Below are 25,308 nucleotides of genomic sequence, written 5' to 3' on the forward strand. Positions count from 1 at the left end.
TCCGTGAGGCGCTCACGTGGCTCGGTCGAGCTCCAGCACGCCGACGATCTGCTCCCCGGACAGCTCCCCCGTCCTCCGGAAGCCCAGCCGCAGGTAGAACTCCTCCGGCCCGTCCTCCCCCGGCTCCCAGGTCACGTAGCACCGCGACCCGCCCCTGCGCCGGATCTCCTCCGCCACCGCCCGCACCGCGAACGCCCCGTAGCCGCGCCGCTGCTGGTCCGCCGCGATGTTCAGCCGCCACAGTCCGGACCGGACGTCACCGCGGCTGCCGTCGCCGCGCCAGTCGATGTCCAGGAACGCCATCAGGAACCCGACGGCCCTCTCCCCGTCGCGGATCAGCCGGGGCCAGGCGGCCTCCGGGTACAGGTACGCCTGCGCCAGTGACTTGACCACCGACGAGACGAACCGGCGCTGCTCGGGGGCCACTTCGATGCCGATCGCGGTGTCGAAGTTGTCCGGCGTGACCGGCTCCAGCCGCAACTGCCGCTCACTCGTGCGCTGCTCACTCATGCGCGCACCCTAGCCAGGCGTCCGCCGCCGGCCCCAGGCCTTTCGCCGCTGCCGCGGACGGCGAGTGCCCCGTCGACGGGGACGGGGCACTCGCAGGACCCGGACGGCTACCGGCTGGTGCTCTCCACCCGGGACTGGCCCGGCACGCCTTCCTGAGGAGTCCCCTCGAAGACGGCGTCGGCCGTCGGGGCGGTCACGGCCCGCACAAGCCACATACGCAGGACGTCCGGGTCCCCGCACTCCTCGACGCGCCTGCGCGTCTCGTCCGACACCTCCAGGTTGCGCTGCTCAAGGACGACCAGGAGGTCTTCGATCTTCGACCTCACCGATTCTTCGGCCATGCCTTGCGCCATGCCCTGCGCCATGCCCTGCGCCACGCCCTGGGCCATCCCCTGTGCACGGGCCTCGTCCCGAAGCTCCTCGAACAGCCATGAGCGGTAGAAAGTAGTGTCGACCATAAGAAGCTCCTTCCAGAGCTGCTTCGCCCGGCCGTTCCTGAGGCCTTGGGCTGTGTACTCGACGACCTGGCTGCCTTCGTCCTCCGGAACGTCACGGAGGGCACTGGACAGGGCCTTCAGTATGTCATCGATGTCCGGTTCTGCGGCGTGTGTGATGGCCGAGAGCGTCGCCATCAGAAGGTCTTCCCTCGCCTGCCGAGGGTCGGCGATGACGGGCGTGTTGTGCGGCCCGACGACCAGAGGCCGCAGGGTCAGCGTCGGCAGGAATGGGAGTCCGCTGGACACCTGCCGTTCCGCCCATGCCGCCGTCCTGCGGTCCTGGCAGACCACCATCAGGTGCGTGGGAATCCGGTACTTGCTCCAGAGATAGCTGACGTAATAGGCCCAGCTCGACGGCTTGTCCGGGTCAGGCTTGCCCTGCGCCTCGACCACGAGCAGAAAGGGCCCCTGACTCTCCGTCTCGAAGCGGATGAGCGTGTCGATCCTGCGTTCGAGCGCGACCGTCTCGGTCACGTCGGGGCATTCGACGGTCGCCTTCGTCGGGGGCGGGACATCGAAGCCCAGTCGGGCCGACAGGCGGTAGAAGAGGTCCGGGTGGTCCCGGAAGATGCGGTGCAGCGCCTCGTGCGCCGAGCTGACCATGGCCATCCTTGCTGTCGGCCCGCACCGGAAAGGCGGCGCGGGCTCGGGTCATGGCTCGGAGCGTAGGACGCCGAAAATAGCTGTGACCTGCACCGTCACCCGGGACGGTGAGCTACCGGCAGTACTGGGAGGACAAGCCGTGCGCACGGTGTAGCCACGCCTCGAACCCCCGTCAGCCCAGTTCGGGTTCCTTCGTCGCACGGATCGCGCCGACCTGGGTGCGGACGGCGCCCATGCTCGCGGCGACGACCAGGCCGATCGCCGCGGCCTGGGCGGCGCCGAGGGTCTGGTGGAGGATCAGGAAGCCGGCCAGGGCGGCCACCGCGGGCTCCAGGCTCATCAGGATGGAGAAGGCGGCGGCCGGGAGCGAACGCAGGGCGATCAGTTCGAGGGTGTACGGGAGGACGGAGGAGAGCACCGCGACGCCCGCGCCGAGTCCGACCGTCACCGGATCGAGGAGTTCCGCGCCCGCCGAGCCGATGCCCAGGGGGAGGATCAGGAGCGCGGCGAGGCCCATCGCGATGGCCAGGCCGTCGGCCTGGGGGAAGCGGCGGCCGGTGCGGGCGCTGAAGACGATGTAGCCCGCCCACATGGCGCCCGCGCCGAGGGCGTACGCCGCGCCCACCGGGTCGAGGCCGGAGAAGTCGCCGCCGCCGAGCAGGAAGACGCCGGACAGGGCGAGGCCCGCCCACAGCAGGCTCACCACGCGCCGCGAGCTGATCACCGACAGGGTGAGCGGCCCCAGCACCTCCAGGGTGACCGCCGGGCCCAGCGGGATGCGGTCGGCGGCCTGGTAGAAGAGGCCGTTCATGCCGGCCAGCGTCCCCGCGAAGGCGATCACCGTGCCCCAGTCGGCGCGGGAGTGGCCGCGCAGCCGGGGACGGCAGAAGACCAGGAGCAGCGCCGCGGCGACCACCAGGCGGATCGCGACCACGCCCAGGGCGCTGGTGCGGTCCATCAGGTTCACCGCCAGCGCGCTGCCGAACTGCACGGAAACGACCCCGCCCAGCACCAGGCCGACCGGCCCGAGCGCCCTGCGGGAGCCGCCGGCGGGCACGGGAGCCTCACCGGTGCCGGAGGCCGTGGCGCCCGCGAGGGGCCGGTCGGTGCGGGGTGCGTTCACGGTGCCGTCCTGGTGCGCGGGGTGCGAGGGGTACGAGAGGAGAGGTACGAGAGGGTGTTCCGGGGCTACAGGGCTACAGGGCTACAGGCCCACGGGGCCACGGGGCCACGGGGCCACGGGGCCACGGGGCCACGGGGCCACGGGGCCAGCATGAGGTTACGGGCGGCCCGTCATCCGCGTAAAGCGGGTTCAGTCCTTACCGCCCCGGTCCTCGCCCAGCGCCTCCGCCAGCACCTCCGCCAGGTGGCGGGCGCGCCGGCCCGCGAGGTGGTCGAGCTGGGTGCGGCAGGACCAGCCGTCGGCGAGGAGTTCCGCCTCCTCCCCCGCGGCGCGGACGGCGGGCAGCAGCCGGTCCTCGGCGCAGGCGACGGACACCTCGTGGTGGCCGCGCGCGAAGCCGAAGTCGCCGGCCAGGCCGCAGCAGCCGCCGGAGAGGTCGCCGGTGAGGCCGGCCGCCTCCCGCAGCCGGCGTTCGGCGGCGTCGCCGAGGACGGCGTGCTGGTGGCAGTGGGTCTGGCCGGCCACCGGGCGGTCGAGGCGGGGCGGCGTCCAGTCGGGCGCGTACCGCTCCAGGGCCTCCGCGAAGGTGACCACCGCCTCCGCGAGCCGCGCGGCGCGGGGATCGTCCGGCAGCAGCTCGGGCAGGTCGCCGCGCAGCGCCGCCCCGCAGCTCGGCTCCAGGACGACCACCGGCAGCCCCGCGTCCAGCACCGGTTCCATCAGGTCCAGCGTGCGGCGCAGCACCGCTTTGGCCCGGTCGAGCTGGCCGGTGGAGACGTAGGTGAGGCCGCAGCAGACCCGGCCGCGGCGGCGGACGGCGGAGGCCAGGACGGCGAGGGCGCCGCGCACGCCGGTGGTGCGGCCGTCGGCGATCCGGGGGCCGCCCGGCCGGAGCACCGGGGGCGGCGTCACCGTCAGCCCGGCGGCCTCCAGCACCCGTACGGCTGAACGGCCGACGGACGGCGACAGGTACTCCGTGAAGGTGTCCGGCCAGAGCACCACCGTGCGACCCCCCTGCGGGTGAACGCCGGTGCGCGGACGACGTTCCCACCCCCGGGTGAACGTCTCGCGGGCGAGGCGCGGCAGCGGCCGCTGCGGGGCGACCCCCGCCAGCCGCTTGGCCACCGCCGCGAGGGGCCGCACCGAGGCCAACGCGCCGGCCACCCCGGTCAGCCGGGCCCGGGCGAGCGCCCGCAGCCACACCGGCAGCCATCCCATCGCGTAGTGCGCGGCCGGCCGGCGCCGCCCCGCGTAGTGGTGGTGCAGGAACTCCGCCTTGTAGGTGGCCATGTCGACGCCCACCGGGCAGTCCGTGCGGCAGCCCTTGCAGGACAGGCAGAGGTCCAGCGCGTCGCGCACCTCCTCCGAGCGCCACCCGTCGGTGATCACCTCGCCGGCCAGCATCTCGTGCAGCAGCCGCGCCCGGCCCCGGGTGGAGTGCGCCTCCTCTCCGGTCGCCCGGTACGACGGGCACATCACCCCGCTCCCGGCCACCGTCGTCGTGCGGCACTTGGCGACGCCCACGCAGCGCCGGACGGCGGCCCGGAAGTCGCCGTTGTCGGCCGGGTAGCCGAACTCCACGTCGACCGGCTCCCGCGGCAGCACGGCGAACCGCAGGTTGGCGTCGAGCGGTTCGGGACGGACCAGGACGCCGGGGTTGAGCAGGCCGTCGGGGTCCCAGAGGTCCTTGACCCGCGCGAAGAGCCGCACCGCCTCCGCCCCGTACATCCGCTCCAGCAGCTCCGCCCGTGCCATCCCGTCGCCGTGCTCCCCCGACAGCGAGCCGCCGTGCGCCACCACCAGGTCGGCCAGCTCCTGCGAGAAGCGCCGGAACCGCGCGACGCCCGGCGCGGTCAGCAGGTCGAAGTCGATGCGGACGTGGACGCACCCGTCGCCGAAGTGCCCGTAGGGGACGCCGCGCAGGCCGTGCTCGGCCGTCAGCCGCCGGAAGTCCCGCAGGTAGGCGCCCAGCCGGGCGGGCGGCACCGCGCAGTCCTCCCAGCCGGGCCAGGCCTCGGTGCCGTCCGGCATCCGGGTCGCGGTGCCGCTCGCGTCCTCGCGGATACGCCACAGCACCCGCTGGGCGGCCGGGTCGGTGACCACCAGCGCGTCCAGCGCGTCGGCGGCCCGCACGATCCGCTCGGCGCGCGCCCGGGCCTCGACGCCGTTGGCCCCGCCGGTCTCCACGAAGAGCCAGGCGCCGCCGCGCGGCAGCCCTTCGGCGGAGGGCACCAGATCGGTCGCCATGCCCTCCACGGTCAGCGGACGGTGCGGCAGCAGTCCCGGCGCGGCCTGCGCGGCGGCGGACTCGTCGGCGTACCCCAGCACCGCCAGGGCGCGGGCGGGCGGCGACTCCACCAGCCGCACGGTGGCCTCGGTGAGCACCCCGAGGGTGCCCTCGGAGCCGCAGAACGACCGCGCCACGTCCACCCCGCGCTCGGGCAGCAGCGCGTCCAGCGCGTAGCCGGAGATCCGGCGCGGCAGGTCCCGCGCGAACCCGGTGCGCAGCAGCTCCAGTTCGGTCCCGATCAGGTCGCGCAGCCCGTCCGGCGCGCCCCGCCCGCCCCGGCCCGGGCGGAGCAGGTCGCCGCGCGCGGTGAGCACCGACAGGGACTCCACGTTGTCCGCCGTGGTCCCCCAGGCCACCGAGTGGGCGCCACAGGAGTTGTTGCCGATCATCCCGCCGAGCGTGCAGCGGCCGTGGGTCGACGGGTCGGGCCCGAACCGCAGGCCGTGCGGCGCGGCCGCCTCCTGCAGCCGGTCCAGCACCAGGCCCGGCTGGACGACGGCGGTCCGGGATGCGGCGTCCAGGGACACCAGGCGGTTCATGGAGCGGGTGAAGTCGAGCACGACACCGGTGCCGGTGGCCTGTCCCGCGATCGAGGTGCCGCCGCCGCGCGGCACCACCGGCACGCCGTGCTCGCGGCAGACCTCGAGCGCCGCCGCCACGTCGTCGGCGTCCCGGGGGGCGACCACGCCCAGCGGCACCCGGCGGTAGTTGGACGCGTCCATGGTGGTCAGCGCGCGGGCGGCCGCGTCGAACGCGACCTCTCCTCGCACCGCCCGGCGCAGGGCGGCCTCCAGCGGGGACGATCGCAGCTCGTGCATCTCCCCAGGATCCCCGGCGGGCGGCCGTCGGACACGTCGTCTCAGCGGCCGGACCGCCTTTCGTGCGGGTTTCCCCAGCGGCTACGCTCGCGCTCGTGGCTGAGATCCGGATTCCCGCTGACATCAAGCCCGCCGACGGACGATTCGGCGCTGGCCCCTCCAAGGTGCGGACGGAGGCGCTGGACGCCCTCGCCGCGACCGGCACGTCCCTGCTCGGCACGTCCCACCGCCAGGCCCCGGTCAAGAACCTGGTCGGCAAGGTGCGGGAGGGCATCCGCGAGCTGTTCTCCCTGCCCGAGGGCTACGAGGTGATCCTCGGCAACGGCGGCTCCACCGCGTTCTGGGACGTGGCGACGCACGGTCTGATCGAGAACCGCTCCCAGCACCTCACCTTCGGCGAGTTCTCCTCGAAGTTCGCCAAGGCCTCCAAGCTGGCCCCGTGGCTGGGCGAGCCGACGCTGGTCTCCGCGGAGCCGGGCGACCACCCCGAGGCCAAGGCCGAGGCGGGCGTCGACGTCTACGCCTTCACCCACAACGAGACCTCCACCGGTGTCGCCATGCCGATCCGCCGGGTGGCCGGCGCGGACGAGGGCGCGCTGGTGCTGGTCGACGCGACCAGCGGCGCGGGCGGTCTGCCGGTGGACGTCTCCGAGACGGACGTCTACTACTTCGCCCCGCAGAAGTCCTTCGCCTCGGACGGCGGTCTGTGGATCGGCGTGTTCTCGCCGGCGGCGATCGAGCGCGCCGAGCGGATCGCGGCGTCGGGCCGCCACATCCCCGAGTTCTTCTCGCTGCCCACGGCGATCGACAACTCGCGCAAGAACCAGACGTACAACACGCCCGCGCTGTCGACGCTGTTCCTGCTCAACGAGCAGCTGGAGTGGATCAACGGCCAGGGCGGCCTGGACTGGGCGGTCTCCCGCACGGCGGAGTCCGCGCGGAACCTGTACGGCTGGGCCGAGGCATCCAAGTACGCGACGCCGTTCGTCGCCGACCCGGCGAAGCGGTCGCAGGTCATCGGCACGATCGACTTCGTCGAGGAGATCGACGCGGCCGCGGTGGCGAAGGCACTGCGGGCGAACGGCATCGTGGACACGGAGCCGTACCGGAAGCTGGGGCGCAACCAGCTGCGGGTCGCGATGTTCCCGGCGATCGACCCCTCGGACGTCGCGGCGCTCACCGCCTGCGTCGACCACGTCATCGACCACCTCTGACCTCACCGCACCCCCGAGACGCCGCGTTCCGCGAACGCGGCGTTTCGCGTTTCCGGCGTTCCCCGCCCTGCGCCCGTCCGGGCCGCCCGGCGGCACGACCGCCCGCAGGACGGCGCCCCGGGCCGCGCGGTTACGCCGGTCGGCGGTACGGGGGCCCTCCCGCGGTTGCGGGGGCGGAGGGGGCCGGGGAGCGTGTGGTGTGCGGCGTGAGACGTGTCACGCGGAGGCGGCGCGGTCGGCGCCGGCCCGCTTGATCGCCGCGTCCCGCCTGCGGACGTACCAGACGCCGATCAGCCCGAGCCCGCCGCCGGCGAGACAGGTCCACACCCACCACGCGTGCCCGTTCTCGTCGAACCAGCTGTAGAAGGGGAGTTGAACCAGGAAGAGGACGAACCACAGGATCGTGCCGCCGGTGATGGTGGCGACAACGGGCCCCTCCAGGGGCTCCGGCGCCTCGTGCTTGGGGGTCCACTTCGCCATGGCCCCAGTTTACGAGGCCCCTCGCACCCTCTTTCGACCCTCGTCACACCGGCACGCAGAGATTCGCTCACGCGAGGTTTATATGTTCATACTGGTGGAGACACCGCTTGGCTGGATCCATTCGTAGGAATCCACGAGATCCCGCGAGGACCACCGGGCGGGCCCCCCGACCCCCGCACTCCTGAGGTCCCGTATGTCCTCCTCGGCCACCGCCAAGGCCCCCGCGCCCGAGCAGCCGGGCCGCCGGCCCCAGTTCGGCGCCCTCGACCGCTACTTCAAGATCTCCGAGCGCGGCAGCACCCTGCCCCGTGAGGTCCGCGGCGGTTTCGCCACCTTCTTCGCGATGGCGTACATCATCGTGCTGAACCCGATCATCCTGGGCAGCGCGAAGGACATGTACGGGAACCAGCTCGACAATGCCCAGCTGGTCACCGCCACCGCGATCTCCGCCGCGTTCTCCACCCTCCTGATGGGCGTCATCGGCAACGTGCCCATCGCGCTGGCGGCCGGTCTGGGCGTCAACACCGTCGTCGCGCTCCAGCTGGCCCCGCGCATGTCGTGGGCCGACGCGATGGGCATGGTCGTGCTGGCCGGCTTCGTGGTGATGCTGCTGGTCGCCACCGGTCTGCGGGAGCGCGTGATGAACGCGGTGCCCTTCGGCATCCGCAAGGCGATCGCCATCGGCATCGGCCTGTTCGTGCTGCTCATCGGCCTGGTCGACTCCGGCTTCGTCACCCGCATCCCGGACGCCGCCAACACGACCGTCCCGCTCCAGCTGGGCGTCGGCAACCAGCTCCACGGCTGGCCGGTGCTGGTCTTCGCCCTGGGCGTGCTGCTCACCTTCGCGCTGCTGATCCGCAAGGTTCCCGGCGCCATCCTGATCTCGATCGTCGCCATGACCGTCGTCGCCGTGGTCATCCACGCGGTCGCCGACGTGAAGAGCTGGGGCCTGACCACGCCCGAGTGGCCCGGCAACCCCTTCGCTGCCCCCGACTTCGGCCTGGTCGGCCAGGTCAGCCTGTTCGGCGGCTTCGAGAAGGTCGGCGTGCTGACCGGCGTCCTGTTCGTCTTCACCGTGCTGCTGTCCTGCTTCTTCGACGCCATGGGCACGATCATGGGCATCAGCGACGAGGCGAAGCTGACCGACGCCCAGGGCCAGATGCCCGGCATGAACAAGGTGCTGTTCATCGACGGCATCGCGGTCGCCGCCGGCGGCGCCAGCTCGTCCTCGGCCACCACCTGCTTCGTGGAGTCCACCGCCGGCGTCGGCGAGGGCGCTCGCACCGGCCTCGCGAACGTCGTGACCGGCCTGCTCTTCACGGTCGCGCTCTTCCTGACCCCGGTCGCCACCATGGTGCCGTCGCAGGCGGCCACCCCGGCGCTGGTCGCGGTCGGCTTCCTGATCCTCGCGGGCAACATCAAGGAGATCGACTGGAACGACTGGTCGATCGCCATCCCGGCCTTCGTCACCATGCTGACGATGCCGTTCACCTTCTCCATCACGACGGGCATCGGCCTGGGCTTCATCACCTACGCGGTGCTGCGCCTGGCGACCGGCCGCGCCAAGGGCGTCCCGGCGGCGATGTGGGCGGTGGCCGCGGTCTTCGTCTTCTACTACCTGATGCCGGCCCTCGGCCTCGCCTGATCCCCTTCGGGGGCGGCCGCCGCCCCCGTACCCCTACGGCCCCGCGTTCCCGTGCGCGGGGCCGTAGTGCTTCTCCGTCTCCTCGACCGCGGCCCGGAACCGCTGGTCGAAGTCGTCCCTCACGAGCGTCCGGACCACGTAGTCCTGGACGCTCATCCCACTTCTCGCCGCGTGCCTGCGGAGACGGTCGAGCAGGTCCCCGTCGACGCGCAGGCTCAGCACACCGCTGCCGGTGTGTCCCGTCGTCTGCGTCATCTGCATGGCCACGAGGGTCGCGCCGGGGGCCGGAAACAGTCCCGTTTCCCTCGTCGGGACCACTCCTTCGGGTGATCTCGCCCACCCTCCTGCACGCATGAGGCCTGTCATTGTTCTTTAGAGAGGGTAATGAGTTACTCTAAGGACATGCTGGACCTCAACCACGGCGACGACGCGGACGCCGTGAACGACCTGCGCTCCGCCGTGATGCGCCTGGCCCGCCGCCTCAAGCACCAGCGGGTGGACGAGTCGCTGAGCCCCACCGAGATGTCGGTGCTCGGCACCCTCGCCCGCTGCGGCCGTGCCACCCCCGGTGAGCTGGCCCGCAAGGAGCACGTGCAGCCGCCGTCCATGACGCGCATCGTGGCCCTGCTCGAGGCCAAGGGGCTGGTCCGTCTGGAGCCGCATCCGGAGGACCGCCGGCAGAAGGTCGTCTCCCAGACCGACGCGGCCGAGGCGATGCTCGAGGAGAGCCGCCGCAGGAGGAACGCGTTCCTCGCCGCACTGGTCGAAGAGGGACTCGACGAGGAGGAGTGGGCGAAGCTCCGTGCCGCCGCGCCGGTGCTGGAGAAGCTCGCCCACCTGTGAGCTGGACGCCAGAAGGAGGCGAACCTTTTTGAGTTCGGGACCCGGAGCACACTCCGCCCCCGCACCGATCGATCCACCGACCCCCCGCACCACCCCCGCTGCCGTCGCCGGCGCCGAGTCCCGCAAGGGCTCGATGTTCAGTTCCCTCAGGATCAGGAACTACCGGCTCTTCTTCGCCGGCCAGGTCGTCTCCAACATCGGCACCTGGATGCAGCGGATCGCCCAGGACTGGCTGGTGCTCAGCCTCACCGGCTCGTCCACCGCCGTCGGCGTCACCACGGCGCTGCAGTTCCTGCCCATGCTGCTGCTCGGGCTCTACGGCGGCCTGCTGGTGGACCGGCTGCCCAAGCGGCCCACCCTGCTCGTCACCCAGTCCGCGATGGCCGTCACCGGCCTCGCCCTGGCCGCGCTCGACCTGAGCGGGCACGTCGAGGTGTGGCACGTCTACGTCGCCGCCCTGCTGGTCGGCCTGGCCACCGTCGTCGACAACCCGGCACGGCAGACGTTCGTCTCCGAGATGGTCGGCCCGGGGCAGCTGCAGAACGCGGTCAGCCTCAACTCCGCCAACTTCCAGTCCGCCCGCCTGATAGGTCCCGCCGTGGCCGGCGTGCTGATCACCGGCATGGGCACGGGCTGGGCCTTCCTGATCAACGGCCTCTCCTTCGCCGCCCCCATCGCCGGCCTGATGCTGATGCGGACGCGCGAACTGCACCCGACGGCGCGGGCGCCCCGCGCCAAGGGGCAGCTGCGGGAGGGCATCCGCTACGTGTCGGGGCGGCCGCACCTGTACTGGACGATCGTCCTGATCGGCTTCGTCGGGGCCTTCGGCTTCAACTTCCCGGTGGTGCTGTCCGCCTTCGCCTACGACGTCTTCGACACCGGGGCGGCGGGCTACTCGCTCTTCAACATCCTGATCGCCGTCGGCTCGCTGGCCGGCGCGCTGCTCGCCGCCCGGCGCGCCCGGGCGCGGCTGCGGCTGCTGATCGGCGCGGCGCTCGCCTTCGGTCTCCTGGAGGTCGCGGCGGCGCTCAGCCCCGGGCTGTGGCTCTTCGCGGCGCTGCTCGTGCCGATCGGGGCGTTCAGCATGACGCTCAACGTCACCGCCAACACGGGCGTGCAGATGGCCACCGAGCCCGCGATGCGCGGGCGGGTGATGTCGCTCTACATGATGGTCTTCATGGGCAGCACGCCGATCGGGGCGCCGCTCGCCGGGTGGGCGACGGACGTCTACGGCGCGCGGGCGGGCTTCGTGGCCTGCGGCGCGGTCGCCACGCTGTCCGCCGTCGCGGTGGGTGTGGCGCTGGCCCGGCTGGGCCGCCTGCGTCTCGCCGTCGGCTGGCGGGGCACGCACCCCACGGTGCGGGTCGTCCCGCGCGAGCGGGAGCTCGTCACCGCGAGCTGAGTTCGCCACCCCGGGGTGACGGGACGGCGTGAGGGGGCGGGTGCCGGAGCATTCCGGCGCCCGCCCCCTCACGCGTTCCGGGTGCTCAGGAGCCCGGCGTGTCCCGCTCCGTGGAAGGGGCCCTTGTCCGAGCCGCCGATGGTGGGCCTGGCCGCGCCGACGCCGACCGCGCCGGTGGCCGTGACGCCGATGGCCGTCGTCCGGCTCCGCCGGCGAGGGCATCCGGTTTCCGCACCGACCGCGACCGCCCCGCGGGTGGACGGCGTCAGTCCGCCCGGCGGTGGCGGGCGGCGACCCACAGGCCCACGACCAGGGCGATCAGCGCCACCCCGCCCAGGGTGACGCTCCCCCCGTTGCCACCGCCACCCCCGGCCGTCTCCGCGGGCGCGCCCGCCGCCGGGGTGCGGCCGGAGGACGAGGTGTCACCGGACCGCTCGGGCGGCTCCACCGCGGCGCCCCCGGGGGCCGGCTTCGCGACCACCCGGCTGCCCTCGCCCTCGCTGCCGAACAGCAGCAGCCGCCCGTCCGCGCTGTACGTCAGCGACTCCCCCTGCTTCTGGAACGGCGGCGACAGCCGCTCGCGCTCCTCGGGCCGGCCCCCGTTCCAGTCCAGCAGCACGCCGTCCAGGTAGCCCCGCACCGCCAGCTCGGACCCGTCGGGGGAGAACGCCGCGTCCGTCGCCCAGACGTCGATGCCGGCGACCGGCCGGAAGAGGTTCACGCCGGTCGCCGACAGCCGCTCAGGCCCGGCCAGGACGTGCCCGTCGCCGCCCTTGCGCTTGTCGACGATGTAGACCCTTCCGGTCTTCGGGTGCACGGCCAGCGATTCGGCGTCCCGCGCCCCGCCCTCGTACTTCACCACGTACTGGGTGGCCCGCACGGTGGCGTCCCGCAGCCTCTTCGGCTCGGGGAAGGCGTAGATCCAGACGTGGTCCCACCCGCCGTCGAAGTTGTCGCCGATGTCGCCGACGTACACCCGCCCGTCCGGCCCCACCGACACCGCCTCGATGTCCCGCGCCTGCCCGGCGCCCGACAGGGTCACGGTGGCGACGGTCCGCCCGGTGCGGCCGTCCACGGCGAACACCCGGGAGCCGTCCTCGCTGTCGTTGTGCGTCCAGTAGATCCCCGGGTGCCGGCGCGAGGCGGCGAGACCGCTCGACTCGGTGATCCGCGGATCCGTGAGCGTGAAGCTCCCGTCCCCCTCCGCCGCGGCGGAGGGTGCGGCGGACACGGCGGAACCGGCGGCGGCCAGGAGCACCGCCCCGGCGAGGGTCACGAGCGATCGACGCGGCATGCGCCCAGTGTCCCCCCTCACATCGCGTCGCGGGCCGGGAACGGGGCATCATGATCGGATGCTCAGGTTCATGCCCGTCGGGGACTCCATGACGATCGGCAGCGCGGGGGAGCACACCTGGCGCTACCGCCTCTGGCAGCACCTGCGGGCCACGCTCGACGCCCCGTTCCGGATCGTCGGTCCCCGCGAGGCGCTGCACGACCCCGCCACCGACGGCCCCGACGCGTACGAGTACGCCGCCGACGTCGACCCGGCGTTCCCCCGCGCGCACCTGGCCGGCTGGGGCGAGGGCTGGCACCACATGATGCCGCTGATCGGCGAGGAGGTCCGCGCCCACCGCGCCGACGTGCTGCTGATCTCCCTCGGCCTGATCGACCTGGGCTTCTACACCAACGCCCGGCAGACCGCCGACAACGTGCGCCGCTTCGTGATCGAGGCGCGCCAGGTCCGGCCCGCGGTGCGGATGGTGATGCTGCCGGTGATCCCCAACGTGCGCGCCGCGAAGGACGAGGACTTCGCCGCCGAGGTGGCCCGCTTCAACGAGCTCCTGGCCCAGGAGGCCGGGACCCTGCACACCGAGCACTCGCCGGTCCTCCTCGCCCCCGTGCCGCCCGGCTGGGACATCGACCACGACACCTACGACGGCACCCACCCCAACGCCGCAGGCGAGCACAAGCTGGCGGCGGCCTTCGCGGACGTGATGCACGAGGCGTGGGGGTACGGGAAGCGGTACGAGCCGTCACGCTTCTAGAGACGTCCCCGTTCACCGACGTGACGCCGAGTCCCTCTTGCCCGGCGGGCCGTCAGGGCGTTGGCTGGGGGCCATGAAGTACACACAACTGGGACGCACGGGTCTCAAGGTCAGCCGGCTCGTCCTCGGGACCATGAACTTCGGTCCGCAGACCGACGAGGCCGACAGCCACACGATCATGGACGCCGCCCTCGACGCGGGCCTGAACTTCTTCGACACGGCCAACGTGTACGGGTGGGGCGAGAACAAGGGCCGCACCGAGTCGATCATCGGCAGCTGGTTCGCCAAGGGCGGTGAGCGCCGCGACAAGGTGGTGCTGGCCACCAAGGTCTACGGCAACATGAGCGCCGACGACAAGCCCTGGCCCAACCACGACCGGCTCTCCGCGCTGAACATCCGGCGCGCCGTGGAGGCCAGCCTCAAGCGGCTGAACACCGACTACATCGACCTGTACCAGTTCCACCACATCGACCGCCGGACCCCGTTCGAGGAGATCTGGCAGGCGGTGGACGTCCTCGTCCAGCAGGGCAAGATCCTCTACGCCGGGTCCTCCAACTTCCCCGGCTTCAAGATCGCCCAGGCCAACGAGGTCGCCTCCCGCCGCGGCGGCGGCACCACCATCGGGCTGGTCAGCGAGCAGTGCCTGTACAACCTGGCGGAGCGGCGCGCCGAGATGGAGGTCATCCCGGCGGCCCGCGACTACGGGCTGGGCGTGATCCCCTGGTCGCCGCTGCACGGCGGTCTGCTGGGCGGCGTGCTGAAGAAGGAGAACGAGGGGAAGCGGCGGGCGAGCGGCCGGTCCGCGGACGCGCTGGCGAACACGGCCGTGCGCGAGCAGGTCCAGGCCTACGAGGACCTGCTGGACAAGCACGGCATCGAGCCGGGCGAGGCCGCGCTGGCGTGGCTGCTGACCCGGCCGGGCGTCACCGGGCCGATCGTCGGCCCGCGCACCGTCGAGCAGCTGGAGTCCGCGCTGCGGGCCCTCGAGCTGGAGCTGAGCGAAGAGGTGCTGACCGGGCTGGACGAGATCTTCCCCGGCCCGGGCCCGTCGCCGGAGGCGTTCGCCTGGTAGAGGCCCCGGGCGCTCTCCGTCGAGTTCCTCGCGCCGTCGGCCGGACTACCGGCCGACGGCCGAGGCCAGGGCGACGGCGACGAACATCAGGATGAGCACACCGGCCATGATCCGGTTCCGGGTCTTGGTATCCACGCCTTCGAGGTTAACCGGAGGCGCCGAGCCGCCAGCGGGCGGCCGTCTCGTAGCGGGGCTGCTCGCCCGGGACCCCGGAGCGCGGCAGCCGGCTGTGGACCAGGGCCAGCTCCTCCACCGGCCAGGTGCGGCCGCGGTAGCCGTCCAGGGCCTCCAGCACCGGCCGGACGTCCGGGGGCGGGGCGCCGCGGCCGGAGCGGGCCAGGGAGAGGTGCGGCCGGTAGCGGCGGTGCTCGTCCATGCGCAGGCCCGCCCTGCGGGCGGCGGCCTCGGCGCGCGAGGCGAGGAAGCCCAGGTCGCGCACGTCGCCCTGGACCCCGGCCCACACCGCGCGCCCCCGGCCGAACTGGCCCGCCCCCGCCAGGCTCAGCGCGAACGGCTCCGTGTGGGCGGCGGCCCGGGCCAGCCGCTCGCGCAGGGCGGGCAGCCGCTCCTCGTCGACCTCGCCGTAGAAGGCGAGGGTCAGGTGCCAGCCCGCGGGCGCGGTCCAGCGCAGCCGCTGCCCGGCGGGGAGCTCGCGGAGCGGCGCGACGGCGTCCGCGAGGTCCTGGAGCACGTCGTCCGGGGGCAGCACGGCGGCGAAGAGGCGCATGCCACCAGGGTGACGGCCCCGGGGGCCCGGACGCCATCCGCCTGGCGGAGGACCGGCCGCCGAACCGGGCCCGGAGGCTGCCCGGCGGCTCCCCCGGGGCTCCCGGGGGTTCCTCGGGTCAGTCGAACCAGCGGGCGGTGGCGAGTTCGGCGGTGCGGGAGGGGTCCTCCAGGAGGGCGGCGACCTCGAAGCGGCGGGGCCACTGGCGGGCGGCCCAGGCGAGGCCCGCGGCCACGCCCTCCAGCGTGGCGGCGTGCACCGTGCCGTCCGCGGCGAGCCGCCAGTCCAGCTCGGTCCCGTCGACCACCAGCTCCTCGTGCTCCACGTAGGACGCCGGCGCCGACGGCCCCAGCAGCACCCGCACCGCCTCCGGCACCTCGTGCTCCACGCCCTGCGACACGACCGTCCCGGGCACCGTCTCGCTGAGGCGGCGGATCTGGAAGAGCTCCGCCAGCTCGGCGGCGAGTTCCGGGCGGACCGGCAGCAGCGGGGTCCCCTCGATGAGCGGCAGCAGGTCGGGGGTGTCCGCCACCACCGCGTAGGCGGCGTCGACGATCCGCGCGCGGCCGTCCACCACCGCGCGCACCTCGTCGGGGAGCAGCCCGACCCGCTCGGGGTCGAGTTCGGCGAGCGCGCTGTAGAGGCCGTGCAGCTGGGCGGGGGTGACCTGGCGGTCCGGGTCGGCGAGACGGTCCAGGAGCTCGGCCGGCCCGCCCGGCTCGTCGAGCAGCGCGGCCACCGAGGTGCGCACGCCGAGGGCCCGCAGCACCTGGACGTCGTCGAAGCCGGTGGCGTCCGCCTCGTCGTAGAGGCCGCGCAGCAGCGGGTCGCCGCCGGCCGCGAGCAGTCCGGCCGGGCGGCGGCCGTCCAGCACCGGGTGACCGCGCAGCCACCAGGCGGTGTACGGGCGGACGGTCTCGTGGGTGCCGTCGGGCATCAGCACCCGCACCGGCTGGACGAGGGCGTCCCGCAGCGGCGGGCGGGAGAGCATCGCCAGCGCCTCGGGCCAGTGGTCGTCGTCGACCAGCTCCAGGTCGCGGACGGCGGCCATTTCGACGGCGACCGGCGGCACCGGCGTGCCGGGGAAGCGGTCCAGGACGTCCTCGCACCAGACGTCGACCGCGTCCAGCAGCCCGGCGTCGTCGGGCTCGGCGAAGTCCGAGTCGCGGGGCTCCAGTTCGTCCGGGTCGAGGACGACGTCGGTGGCGCGGACCAGGGTGAAGCCGGCCAGCACGCCGCAGGCGGCGAGCGTCCGCTCGCCCCAGCGCGCGGCGGTCTCCTCGTCCACGGCGAGCAGCTCGCCCTCACGGACGACGCGGGCGAACGCGCTTCCAGGGAAGAGGAGTTCGCCGGCGGGCGTGAGTTCGCCCTCCTCGTCGGGCAGGGCCAGCGCCCCCAGCCAGGGCTCGTCGCCCGGCTCGAGGTTCGCGTCGCGCACCAGCGTGAGGACCAGGTCGGCGAGTTCGTCGGCGTCCAGGGCGTTCTCGTCCCAGCCGGCGCCCTCGTCGTCGAGCGAGGCGGCGACGGCGGCGCGGACCTGCCCGGTGGTGAGGACGGCGCGGGCGGTCGCGGGCAGCGCGCCCAGCTTCTCCAGCAGGGGGTGCGCGGCGTCGGGGTGGGCCACCTTGAGGCCGAGGCGGGCGAGGAGTTCCGGGTCGGCCGACGGCCCGTCGGGGGTGGGCAGCAGCACCTGGCGCGGGCCGATGACGGTGCGTCCGCCACCGGCCAGCGGGACGGGCAGGCCGGTCAGCCGGTCGGGGTCGACGCCCAGCAGGCTGTCGTAGAGCCTGTGCCACCACTCGGGGGACTTCTCCAGCCCGGCCAGCCGGTCGATCGCCTCGGTGAGCGGGAGCCGGGCGACGCCGAGGGAGCGCAGTTCGGTGCGGCGCTCCAGGCCGGCGGGGAGCAGCGTGGGCAGCACCTCGGCGAGGACCTTGACGGTGCCGGCGCCCGCCCCCTCGACGATCTCGGCGTCGCGGGGCCGCAGGGCCTCGGGCAGGTCGCTGTCGGAGCCGTCGCCGCGCGGCGGGAGGGCCGGCGGCAGGAAGGCGGTGCGGGGCAGCCGGTCCAGGACGGCCGCCCGCAGGGCGCCGTCCAGCTCGCCCTTGCCGAGCGGGCCGGGGACCAGGGAGATCAGGCCCTCGTCGACCGGACGCCAGGCGGCGAGCAGCGCGGTGTACAGGTCCGCGGCGCGCTGGACCAGGAAGTCGGTGAGCGCTCCGGGCGCGACGTGCCGGCGGGTGGTGTCCAGCGGGAAGGTGGCGATCAGCAGGGCGGGGACGCCGACGGGCTCGTCGCTGGGGGTCGGCGCGTGCAGCACGGGGGCGGTGCCGGGGCGGCCGGGCGCTCCGGCGTCGTCGACGGGGACGGCCCAGGTCACCGACCAGTGCGGGCGCAGGCGTTCCTCGACGGGGCGGTCGGCGAGCAGCCGGGCGTCGAGCTCGCCGTGGTCGGCGGCGGTGCGCCAGCGGGTCGTCCCGGTCCGGGAGTCCTCGACGGCCACCACGTCGCCCTCGTCGCGGCGGCGCAGCACCCGCTCGGGCCCGTCGTCGCTGTCCACGACGACCTCGGCCAGTCCCGGCAGGGCCAGCAGCAGGGCGTCGTCCACGGCGTCCAGCAGCCGGGCGGCGAGCGCCTCCGCGGCCGGGTCGCGCAGCGGGAGGATCACGGCGGTGTCGTACGGGGCGGGCGCGGTGCCCTCGGCGGGGAAGGGCAGGCGCAGCACCGGGACGTGGCCGTCGCGGCGGCGGATCTCCTCGGCGAGGCCCGCGCTGCCCGCCGCCTCGGCCTCGGCGGCGGCGAGGTCGCGGGACTCGGCGAGGGACCAGCGGACGCCGCCGTGGCGGGAGACGACGGCGGGCTCGTCGGTGACGGCGAGCACGGCGGCGAAGCCGACGCCGAAGCGGCCGACGGCGGTGTCGGTGTCGCGTTTGGCGGAGGCGCGCAGGGTGGAAAGGGACTCCACGCCGGCCGCGTCGAGCGGGGCGCCGGTGTTCGCGGCGACCAGGACGCCGTCGCGCAGGGTGAGGCGCAGGCGGCCGGGTACGCCGGCGCGGGCGGCCGCGTCGGCGGCGTTCTGGGCGAGCTCGACGACCAGGCGGTCGCGGTACCCGCCGAGGACGAGGTCCTCCTCGGCGTTGGCGTCCTCGCGGAAGCGGGGCGGGGCTGCGGTCCAGGTGTCCAGGACGGCGCGGCGCAGGGGCGCCGTGCCGAAGAGGTCCGGGGCGGGGTCCGGGGCGCCGGGGTCGGTGCTCGTCACGTTCACGTGAAGGAGGCTAACGTGACAGTGAGCGGCGGGAGCGCTCCACCCACAGCAGCGCCAGGGTCCCGTCCGCATGACCGGGTCGTTCCTGCCCGCACCCCCGCCTCCACACATCGGCCGCCGTGTCCAGGGACACGGCGGCCGATGTATTACGCCGCCACGGCGGCGGAAGTTACGCAGGCACGCAGTAGTAGGTGCAGTCCGGCCGGTAGCAGCACTTCATCTTGTACACCTGGTTGCTGCCGGTCTTCTCCCAGTGGGTGGTGCAGTCGGAGGCGCAGCCCGCGGCGGCGGACGTCTGGGGAAGCAGCGCGCCGGCCACACGGCCGGCCATGCTGCGGAACAGCTTCGACATGTCGTTTCTCCTCGGTAGAGATCATCCGATGCGGATCCGCATCGGATTCGGGAACGCGTTTTCGTTCCGTCTTCACGAAGAACCATGGCCGGGAAGTCTTTCGGATCTATTTCCCATCCCTTTCACCAGAAGCACGAGAACGGCGCACGGAAGTGAAAGATGCGCGAAAGTTCCAGGAAGGACCTCGCAGTTTGAGTGGCCGATGAAGAAAGCGAACCGCGATGAAGTGGCATCGCGGCGAGTCGGATCACGGGCGACCGGACGGTCGCCCATTCCGGCCTCTACGGAACTCACCCACGGCAGGACGGCAGCGCGCATGCGATCAATCGAGGCTTTCAGCTACGTCTGCCTGATGGGTGCCTTCGCCTGGTCCGGAATCACCAAGGCCCGCCATTTCCGGCAGTTCTGCCATCACGTGTCGACGACAGTTTCCTGGCCCGCACCGGCATGGCTGATCGGCGCTGGGACATTGGTGGCAGAGGCGGCAGCCGTGGTCTTCATACCGTTCCGCGGTCTGGGCTTCGGTCGATTCCTCGCCGTCCTTCTCCTCCTGGCGATTTTCAGTATGTATCTGCTGATTCTCATCAGATCCGGAAGCAAGGCCTCCTGCGGCTGCTCGAGCAGTCGGGAGACGCCGGCGTCGGGCCTGGACGTCACCCGCAACGCGATACTCGCCGGGTTCTGCCTCCTTGCCTGGTGGGCGAGCGAGGCGTCGTCGGGCCCCTCCGCCGTCCATTACGCCGTCACAGCGGTGCCCGCTGCGCTCACGGGATTCGCCCTTCTGCACCTCGGTGCCCTTGTGTCCCTATTCCTCAGCACCCCCCGAACAGACACCGGAGTCATTCATGATCGCTCTAACGTCCGTACTCGCGCTGCTCGTCGGATCACTGAGCTTGGCCCTGTCCCTGGCCGTGGCATTGAGGGTGAAGAAACTGCTGGATCCGCTCACCGAGGAGGGAGTGCTGAGCCGCGGTCGTCGTGACTCGGGTCCTGAGCCGGGTGAGGCCGTACCCGCGATGCCGGCGGTCGCCGACTTCCGCGGCGAGGAAGTCGAGCTCCCGGTCGGTGGTCACGCTCCGTGGATCCTCACCTTCCAAGCGGTGGACTGCAACGGGTGCAAGCAGCAGCTTCCCGCGTACAAGAAGTTCCTGCGCAACGCCGGCGTCGAACGGGACCGCGTCTTCTCCGTCGTGATGGGTGCTCCTGAAGGTGTCGCGTTCTACGCCGAGGAGCTCGGTGACCTCAGCCGTGTGATCCCGCAGAGCGGGATCACCTCCGAACTGGTGGAGACGCTGGGCGTCTCCGTGTTCCCCACCTACGCCGTCGTCGAGGGGGACCGGGTCGTTCACGCCGTGCAGAGTTCCGCACGGCTCGCCACCACCGCACCGCGATTCCTGTCGCGGACCATGGCCATCGGCTAGGCGCCGGACATGACACGGGTGAAGAAGTCGCCACCGCGGTGGCGGGAGAAGTCGGGGGCCGGTGTGCTCCGTGCCTGGTCCGCCCTCTCACTGGGACTGGAGGCCGCACCGGCGAAACTGGCCTGCTTCACTCTGCTCAGCCTGGTCGGCGGCGCTTTGCCCGTACTGGTCGGCTGGCTCACCAAGCTGGTCATCGACCGGCTGAGCGAGAGGGCGACGGAGTCGGGCCTGCTCGCCCTGGGGCTGGCGCTGGCGGTCGCCGGGATCTTGCAGGCGGTGTTGCCGCACGCGGTCGGCTACCTGCAGGCGGAGATCGGCCGGGACATCGGCGTACTCGCCCAGGGAAGGCTGTTCGCCTCACTGAGCCGGTTCACGGGCCTGCAGCGCTTCGAGGACCCCGTTTTCCACGACCGGCTCCGACTCGCCAAGCAGTCGGGCCGCACCGCTCCGTTCGACGTGGTCAGTGGGACGTTGGGCTGTCTGCGGGCGTGCGTCACGACAGGTGGCTTCCTGGGGTCGCTCCTCGCGCTGGCTCCGCTGATGGCCGCCGCGGTACTGATCTCCTCCGTTCCGGTACTGGTCGCGGAACTCGTGCTCTCCCGGCGCAGGGCACGGCTGCTTTGGCAGATCAGCCCGCGGGAGAGACGGGAGTTCTTCTACGACCAGTTGCTGTCCAACGTCGACGCCGCGAAGGAAATACGTCTCTTCGGCATCGGCGGGTTCCTGATGGACCGACTGCAACGCGAACGGCGAGAGGCGAACGCCGCGACCCGGCGGATGGACCGCCGCGAACTCACCACGCAGTCGGCGCTGTCGCTGCTCGCCGCTCTCGTGTCCGGTGCGGGCCTCCTGTGGGCCGTGATCAGCGCGGTGAACGGGCGGCTCACCCTGGGCGACGTCGCCATCTTCATCGCCGCCGTGGCAGGCGTCCAGGTGTCGACCGCTCAGTTCGCCGGCGACTTCGCCCGCGCCCACCACGCGGTGACCCTCTTCACGCACTACCAGGCAGTGATCGACGCCGAGCCGGACCTGGCGCAAGCCTCCCGTCCCCACGCCTGCGATCCGCTGGAGCACTCCATCGAGCTCCGGGACGTGTGGTTCCGTTACGCGGACGACCAGCCTTGGGTCCTCGAAGGCGTCAGCCTCCGCATTCCCATGGGGAGCAGTGCGGCACTGGTGGGCCTCAACGGATCCGGCAAGTCCACGCTCGTCAAGCTGCTGTGCCGGTTCTACGACCCGACCCGCGGGGCGATCATGTGGGACGGCGTCGACATCAGGGACATGGACGCCGCGCAGCTCAGGCACCGGTTGACGGCGGTGTTCCAGGACTTCATGCACTACGACCTCAGCGCCCACGAGAACATCGCGCTCGGCGACCTGGAGCACCTGGGGGACACCGGGCGTGTCACGGATGCGGCTCGCAGGGCGGGGGCGCACGAGACGATCGCCGCACTGCCGAAGGGCTATGACACCTTGGTGACCCGCATGTTCTTTCCGGACAACGACAACGAGGACGCCGATTCCTCGTCCGGGGTACTGCTCTCCGGCGGCCAGTTCCAGCGTCTGGCTCTGGCCCGAGGGCTGATCAGGGAGGGAAGGGACTTCCTCATCCTGGACGAGCCGGCCTCCGGGCTGGACGCTCAGTCCGAACACGCGATGAACCGCAGCCTGCAGGAGTTCCACCACGGCAGGACGAGTCTGCTCATCTCGCACCGCCTCGGCTCCGTACGGGAAGCGAACCGGATCTTCGTCCTGTCCGAGGGCCGCATCGTCGAGGAGGGCGACCACGCCTCCCTGATGGCGTCCCACGGCGTGTACGCCCAGCTGTTCACCCTTCAGGCAGCTGGATATGCCGACGAGTTGCGTCCCGCGGCCGTCACCCTGGACGCCTCATGAGCGGCGCCCTGTGGCTTTTCCTGTTCCTGACCGGGGTGGTAACGGCCACGGCGGCGGTGGCAGCGGCGCTACGGAAGCGTCTGGTACTGGTCACCGTGGTTGGCGTGAGCATGCAGCCAGCCTTCCAGCCCGGGGACCGCGTTCTCGTCAGACGCGGAACGGTGGCGCGCGCAGGGAACGTCGTCGTCGTGGAGCAACCGTCCACGGACGGTTCACCGTGGCCCGATCCGGTCACCAGACCTGATGTGACGGGAGACCGCCTCGGTGATCGACGGTGGCTGGTCAAACGGGTGGCGGCTGAACCCGGAGAGCTGTGGGACTCCGGGACAGGCGCCGGTTCGACGGTTCCGCCCGGGCATGTGGCGCTGCTCGGCGACAACCGGCGACGCAGTCTCGACTCCCGGCAGCTTGGCCCCTTCCCTGTCGAACGCGTCCTGGGGTCGGTGGTGCTCCGCCTGTGAACGTCTCTGCCCCACCGCCCGGTGAAACGCCTGTGAAAGACCCGGAGCGCACGCTGTGCCAGCAGCGCACGAAGAGGCGCTGACCGCCTTCCGCGCGCTGCGCTTCCACCGTGAGCAGGGAAAGGGGGAAAACATGGAACAGAACACGTCTTCGCACAATGCCCAGGAGACGGTGACGCCCGCGCCGGTCTCCTCGACCGAGCCGGCCGAGTTCATCGAGATTCGTCTCCTCGACAAGATCGAGACGGTCAAGTTGAAGCACGTCGACGGATGACGCTCACGTGCCGACGGGCGGACCTGTCCGTCGGCACGTGACGACCCCGGACACAGATCAGTGAGGAAGCGCCGTGAGGTTGCCCAAGGTGAAGCCGCCGCATGCTCCGCATCGCTTCGACGACGGCACGATCAGGATCGGCGGGGAACTCTACGGCCTGGCCGCCGAGATCATGGACCGGCACGGCTGGATCTGGGACGCCTTGGCGATGATGAACGGCCGGACGCCCGTGGACCTGATCGCAGAACGGCTGTCACAGCGGTACGACCGGTTGGCCCGGTCCCAGGCGGAACGCCTGATCGCCGAGCTGATCGCCACGGGCTACATAGAGGACGCGGCGCTGGACGGCGCCGAGGTGCTGTCGGCGGACGAGCTGGAGCGGTACAGCCGCAACATCGCCTACTTCAGGTACGTGGACCTCCGGCCGGGCAGCAGTCCGTACACCGCCCAGCGACGCCTGCGGGACGCACGCGTCGTGGTCGTGGGAATCGGGGGTGTGGGGACCCACGTCGCCTGGGCGCTCTCCGCCGCGGGCATCGGGTCCCTGCATCTCGTCGACCCGGACCGGGTGGAACCATCCAACCTGAGTCGGCAGATGCTGTTCGACGAGCGGGATGTCGGAGGGTACAAGGCGGAGGTGGCGGCACGGCGTCTCGAACACGTCAATTCGACCGGCGACTACACGTTCCGCATTCAGCTGGCCGACTCGGAGGAGAAGCTGTTCGAGGCAGTGCGAGGGTGTGACGTCCTGGCGCTCTGCGCGGACGAGCCGCGCAACGGCGAGATCGCCACCATGGCTTCCCGGGCCTGCCACCGCGCGGGGCTCCCCTGGGTACGCGGCGGTTACAACGGACCCTTGGTCACGGTCGGGGTGTACTCCCCGGAAGGCCCCTGCGTCGAATGCATGAGTCTGGCGGAGCAGTCCGTGCTGAAGCACGGATGGATGCCGGACATGCGCGGGCAGGGCGCACTGTCGACCACTGCGGGACTCGCCGGCGGACTGCTGGCTCATGAAGTGATCTCACTCATCACCGGCACCGGCGCCGCAGCCCCCGGACACGTGCGAGGCATCAACCTCGTCACGCCTGACGAGGCGATCTACGTCAGGCATCCCGCCCGCCCCGACTGCTCCCTGTGCCGGCCGTGATGTACCAGGAGGACTCCGACCCGGTCGACGTCACCGTCGTCCTGCGTGAACTGCGTTTCCGGCACGACGACGGCGAGTGGATCGTCGGATGTCCCGACGGCGGCCGGGTGGTCGCCATCCCCGAGGTGGGGATGGAAGCTCTGCGGCTGCTCGCCGCGGGGAACGGCGTGCGCCGCACGCAGCGACTCGTCCTCGGATCAACAGGACGCTCCGTCGATGTGTCCGCGTTCGTGCGAGGGCTGGCGGACGCGGGCCTGGTGAAGAGATTCGGCCACGAGGAGTTCCCCGGCGAGGCCGAGAGAGTGACGCTGCCCCGACTGCGTCAGCGGCACGTGCGCTGGCTGCTCTCACCTGTCGTCCAGGCGACCATCATGTCGGTGCCGTTGGCGGGCGTGGGTGCGGTATTGCTCGGTTACGTCCAGTTGCCGACGTGGACCGACTTCCTGTGGTCGGAATACAGCACAGTGAATCTGTTGACGCAGCTCGGGCTGGCCTGGGTGCTGATCGGATTGCACGAACTCGCGCATCTGGGTACAGCGCGCGCCGCCGGGGTCGCGGGACGGGTGACGCTGGGGACACGCCTGCAATTCCTGGTGGCCCAGACGGAAGTGTCCGGCATCTGGCTCAAGGGCCGCCGGGAACGTCTGACCGTCTACTTGTCCGGTATCGCTCTTGATGCCTGCGTGGCCGGGCTCTGTCTGCTGGCACTCGCTCTCGGAGCGCGCTCGCCGCTCCTCGCGGTCGTAATCGTGCTTCAGGCGCTCGCCATCGCCGAGCAGTTCATGATCTTCATGCGTACCGACATCTACTTCCTCGTACAGGACCTCACGGGCTGCCGTGACCTGTACGGAGACGCGGGCAGATACCTTCGCCACCTCGTGTCCCGGCCGGCCGGAAACCTCTCGGCCCGCGCGCTGCCCGCGCTGTTGCCCCGCGAGCGCCGGATCGTCATGTGCTACGCCGTGGTGGCGGCGGCCGGAACCGGCGTCTGCCTCTTCCTCGGCACCCGTTACCTGACCGAGGTGATGTGGCCGCTGCTGGGCCGCTCGGTCCTTCGGCTCACCGAGACCGAAGAGCGACTGCTCTGGTGGGACTCGGCCGCCACGGCAGTCTGCCTGTGCGGACTGCACGCTCTGTGGGCACGCACCTGGTGGCACCGCCACCAGCGCAGAGTACGGAGGACGGTCTCGCGTCTGACAGGTCGCCGACCCCTTCACTCATGA

Annotated in this window: 22 protein-coding genes and 1 pseudogene; 13 read left to right on the plus strand and 10 right to left on the minus strand. The window is 72.2% G+C overall.

Annotation, left to right across the window (positions count from 1 at the left end):
• Positions 1-12: 12 nt before the first annotated feature.
• The 4 genes from Sfr03f_RS01230 to Sfr03f_RS01245 form a co-directional block, all read right to left on the minus strand.
• Complete coding sequence (locus Sfr03f_RS01230; protein WP_108951765.1) at positions 13-510, minus strand: GNAT family N-acetyltransferase; 498 nt, start codon at positions 508-510, stop codon at positions 13-15.
• A gap of 107 nt (positions 511-617) precedes the next feature.
• Positions 618-1,610 (minus strand): RpnC/YadD family protein, encoded by a 993-nt coding sequence (locus Sfr03f_RS01235; protein WP_108951940.1) that lies wholly within the window; start codon positions 1,608-1,610, stop codon positions 618-620.
• 172 nt (positions 1,611-1,782) lie between these two features.
• Complete coding sequence (locus tag Sfr03f_RS01240; RefSeq protein WP_372514343.1) at positions 1,783-2,733, minus strand: EamA family transporter; 951 nt, start codon at positions 2,731-2,733, stop codon at positions 1,783-1,785.
• Between the two features lie 189 nt (positions 2,734-2,922).
• A complete protein-coding gene (locus Sfr03f_RS01245) occupies positions 2,923-5,841 on the minus strand; it encodes an FAD-binding and (Fe-S)-binding domain-containing protein (RefSeq protein WP_108951766.1) in 2,919 nt (972 codons plus the stop codon).
• A 95-nt stretch (positions 5,842-5,936) separates the two neighbouring features.
• Between Sfr03f_RS01245 and serC the strand changes: the two genes are divergently transcribed.
• Positions 5,937-7,055, plus strand: coding sequence for a phosphoserine transaminase (gene serC / locus Sfr03f_RS01250; protein ID WP_108951767.1), 1,119 nt, complete (start codon positions 5,937-5,939; stop codon positions 7,053-7,055).
• Positions 7,056-7,271: 216 nt separating this feature from the next.
• On the opposite strand, the gene Sfr03f_RS01255 is transcribed toward serC, so the two are convergent.
• On the minus strand, positions 7,272-7,535 hold the full coding sequence (locus Sfr03f_RS01255; RefSeq protein ID WP_108951768.1) for a DUF2530 domain-containing protein: 264 nt from the start codon (positions 7,533-7,535) through the stop codon (positions 7,272-7,274).
• A 193-nt stretch (positions 7,536-7,728) separates the two neighbouring features.
• Between Sfr03f_RS01255 and Sfr03f_RS01260 the strand changes: the two genes are divergently transcribed.
• Positions 7,729-9,180, plus strand: coding sequence for an NCS2 family permease (locus Sfr03f_RS01260; protein ID WP_108951769.1), 1,452 nt, complete (start codon positions 7,729-7,731; stop codon positions 9,178-9,180).
• A gap of 33 nt (positions 9,181-9,213) precedes the next feature.
• On the opposite strand, the gene Sfr03f_RS01265 is transcribed toward Sfr03f_RS01260, so the two are convergent.
• Positions 9,214-9,441 (minus strand): hypothetical protein, encoded by a 228-nt coding sequence (locus Sfr03f_RS01265; RefSeq protein ID WP_245967329.1) that lies wholly within the window; start codon positions 9,439-9,441, stop codon positions 9,214-9,216.
• Positions 9,442-9,582: 141 nt separating this feature from the next.
• On the opposite strand from Sfr03f_RS01265, the gene Sfr03f_RS01270 reads away from it, so the two are divergent.
• Both Sfr03f_RS01270 and Sfr03f_RS01275 read left to right on the plus strand, forming a co-directional pair.
• Positions 9,583-10,023, plus strand: coding sequence for a MarR family winged helix-turn-helix transcriptional regulator (locus Sfr03f_RS01270; protein ID WP_108951770.1), 441 nt, complete (start codon positions 9,583-9,585; stop codon positions 10,021-10,023).
• A 28-nt stretch (positions 10,024-10,051) separates the two neighbouring features.
• Positions 10,052-11,425: an MFS transporter gene (locus Sfr03f_RS01275; protein WP_174721515.1), complete on the plus strand. Its 1,374-nt coding sequence runs from the start codon at positions 10,052-10,054 to the stop codon at positions 11,423-11,425.
• 265 nt (positions 11,426-11,690) lie between these two features.
• Here the strand turns inward: Sfr03f_RS01275 and Sfr03f_RS01285 are convergent, their stop codons facing one another.
• Positions 11,691-12,719 (minus strand): hypothetical protein, encoded by a 1,029-nt coding sequence (locus Sfr03f_RS01285; RefSeq protein ID WP_108951773.1) that lies wholly within the window; start codon positions 12,717-12,719, stop codon positions 11,691-11,693.
• Between the two features lie 58 nt (positions 12,720-12,777).
• Here Sfr03f_RS01285 and Sfr03f_RS01290 point away from each other — a divergent pair, with 58 nt between their 5' ends.
• Positions 12,778-13,470, plus strand: coding sequence for a GDSL-type esterase/lipase family protein (locus Sfr03f_RS01290; protein WP_108951774.1), 693 nt, complete (start codon positions 12,778-12,780; stop codon positions 13,468-13,470).
• A 73-nt stretch (positions 13,471-13,543) separates the two neighbouring features.
• A complete protein-coding gene (locus Sfr03f_RS01295) occupies positions 13,544-14,542 on the plus strand; it encodes an aldo/keto reductase (protein WP_108951775.1) in 999 nt (332 codons plus the stop codon).
• Positions 14,543-14,687: 145 nt separating this feature from the next.
• Here the strand turns inward: Sfr03f_RS01295 and thpR are convergent, their stop codons facing one another.
• The 3 genes from thpR to Sfr03f_RS01310 form a co-directional block, all read right to left on the minus strand.
• On the minus strand, positions 14,688-15,269 hold the full coding sequence (gene thpR, locus Sfr03f_RS01300; RefSeq protein WP_108951776.1) for an RNA 2',3'-cyclic phosphodiesterase: 582 nt from the start codon (positions 15,267-15,269) through the stop codon (positions 14,688-14,690).
• A 118-nt stretch (positions 15,270-15,387) separates the two neighbouring features.
• Positions 15,388-18,534 carry a sacsin N-terminal ATP-binding-like domain-containing protein gene (locus tag Sfr03f_RS01305; protein ID WP_245967330.1) on the minus strand — a complete coding sequence of 1,049 codons (3,147 nt, stop codon included), beginning with the start codon at positions 18,532-18,534 and terminating at the stop codon, positions 15,388-15,390.
• A 169-nt stretch (positions 18,535-18,703) separates the two neighbouring features.
• Positions 18,704-18,886 (minus strand): hypothetical protein, encoded by a 183-nt coding sequence (locus Sfr03f_RS01310; RefSeq protein WP_108951777.1) that lies wholly within the window; start codon positions 18,884-18,886, stop codon positions 18,704-18,706.
• A 316-nt stretch (positions 18,887-19,202) separates the two neighbouring features.
• Between Sfr03f_RS01310 and Sfr03f_RS31610 the strand changes: the two are divergent.
• The 7 genes and pseudogenes from Sfr03f_RS31610 to Sfr03f_RS01340 form a co-directional block, all read left to right on the plus strand.
• Positions 19,203-19,574 (plus strand): annotated as a pseudogene (locus tag Sfr03f_RS31610) (MauE/DoxX family redox-associated membrane protein); the annotation flags it as partial.
• Positions 19,575-19,731: 157 nt separating this feature from the next.
• Positions 19,732-20,307: a hypothetical protein gene (locus Sfr03f_RS01315; protein ID WP_159105507.1), complete on the plus strand. Its 576-nt coding sequence runs from the start codon at positions 19,732-19,734 to the stop codon at positions 20,305-20,307.
• Between the two features lie 9 nt (positions 20,308-20,316).
• Positions 20,317-22,203, plus strand: coding sequence for an ABC transporter ATP-binding protein (locus tag Sfr03f_RS01320; RefSeq protein WP_108951779.1), 1,887 nt, complete (start codon positions 20,317-20,319; stop codon positions 22,201-22,203).
• The gene (locus tag Sfr03f_RS01325) at positions 22,200-22,664 is read left to right on the plus strand and encodes a S26 family signal peptidase (RefSeq protein WP_108951780.1); all 465 of its coding nucleotides are present in this window, start codon (positions 22,200-22,202) and stop codon (positions 22,662-22,664) included. The genes Sfr03f_RS01320 and Sfr03f_RS01325 overlap by 4 nt, the downstream gene beginning before the upstream one ends.
• 55 nt (positions 22,665-22,719) lie before the next feature.
• Positions 22,720-22,938 carry a hypothetical protein gene (locus tag Sfr03f_RS01330; protein ID WP_108951781.1) on the plus strand — a complete coding sequence of 73 codons (219 nt, stop codon included), beginning with the start codon at positions 22,720-22,722 and terminating at the stop codon, positions 22,936-22,938.
• Positions 22,939-23,011: 73 nt separating this feature from the next.
• Positions 23,012-24,085: a ThiF family adenylyltransferase gene (locus Sfr03f_RS01335; RefSeq protein ID WP_108951782.1), complete on the plus strand. Its 1,074-nt coding sequence runs from the start codon at positions 23,012-23,014 to the stop codon at positions 24,083-24,085.
• On the plus strand, positions 24,085-25,308 hold the full coding sequence (locus Sfr03f_RS01340; RefSeq protein ID WP_108951944.1) for a hypothetical protein: 1,224 nt from the start codon (positions 24,085-24,087) through the stop codon (positions 25,306-25,308). Before Sfr03f_RS01335 ends, Sfr03f_RS01340 begins: the two co-directional genes overlap by 1 nt.

The organism is Streptomyces fragilis (assembly GCF_003112515.1).
GTDB classification, from domain to species: Bacteria; Actinomycetota; Actinomycetes; order Streptomycetales; family Streptomycetaceae; genus Streptomyces; species Streptomyces fragilis.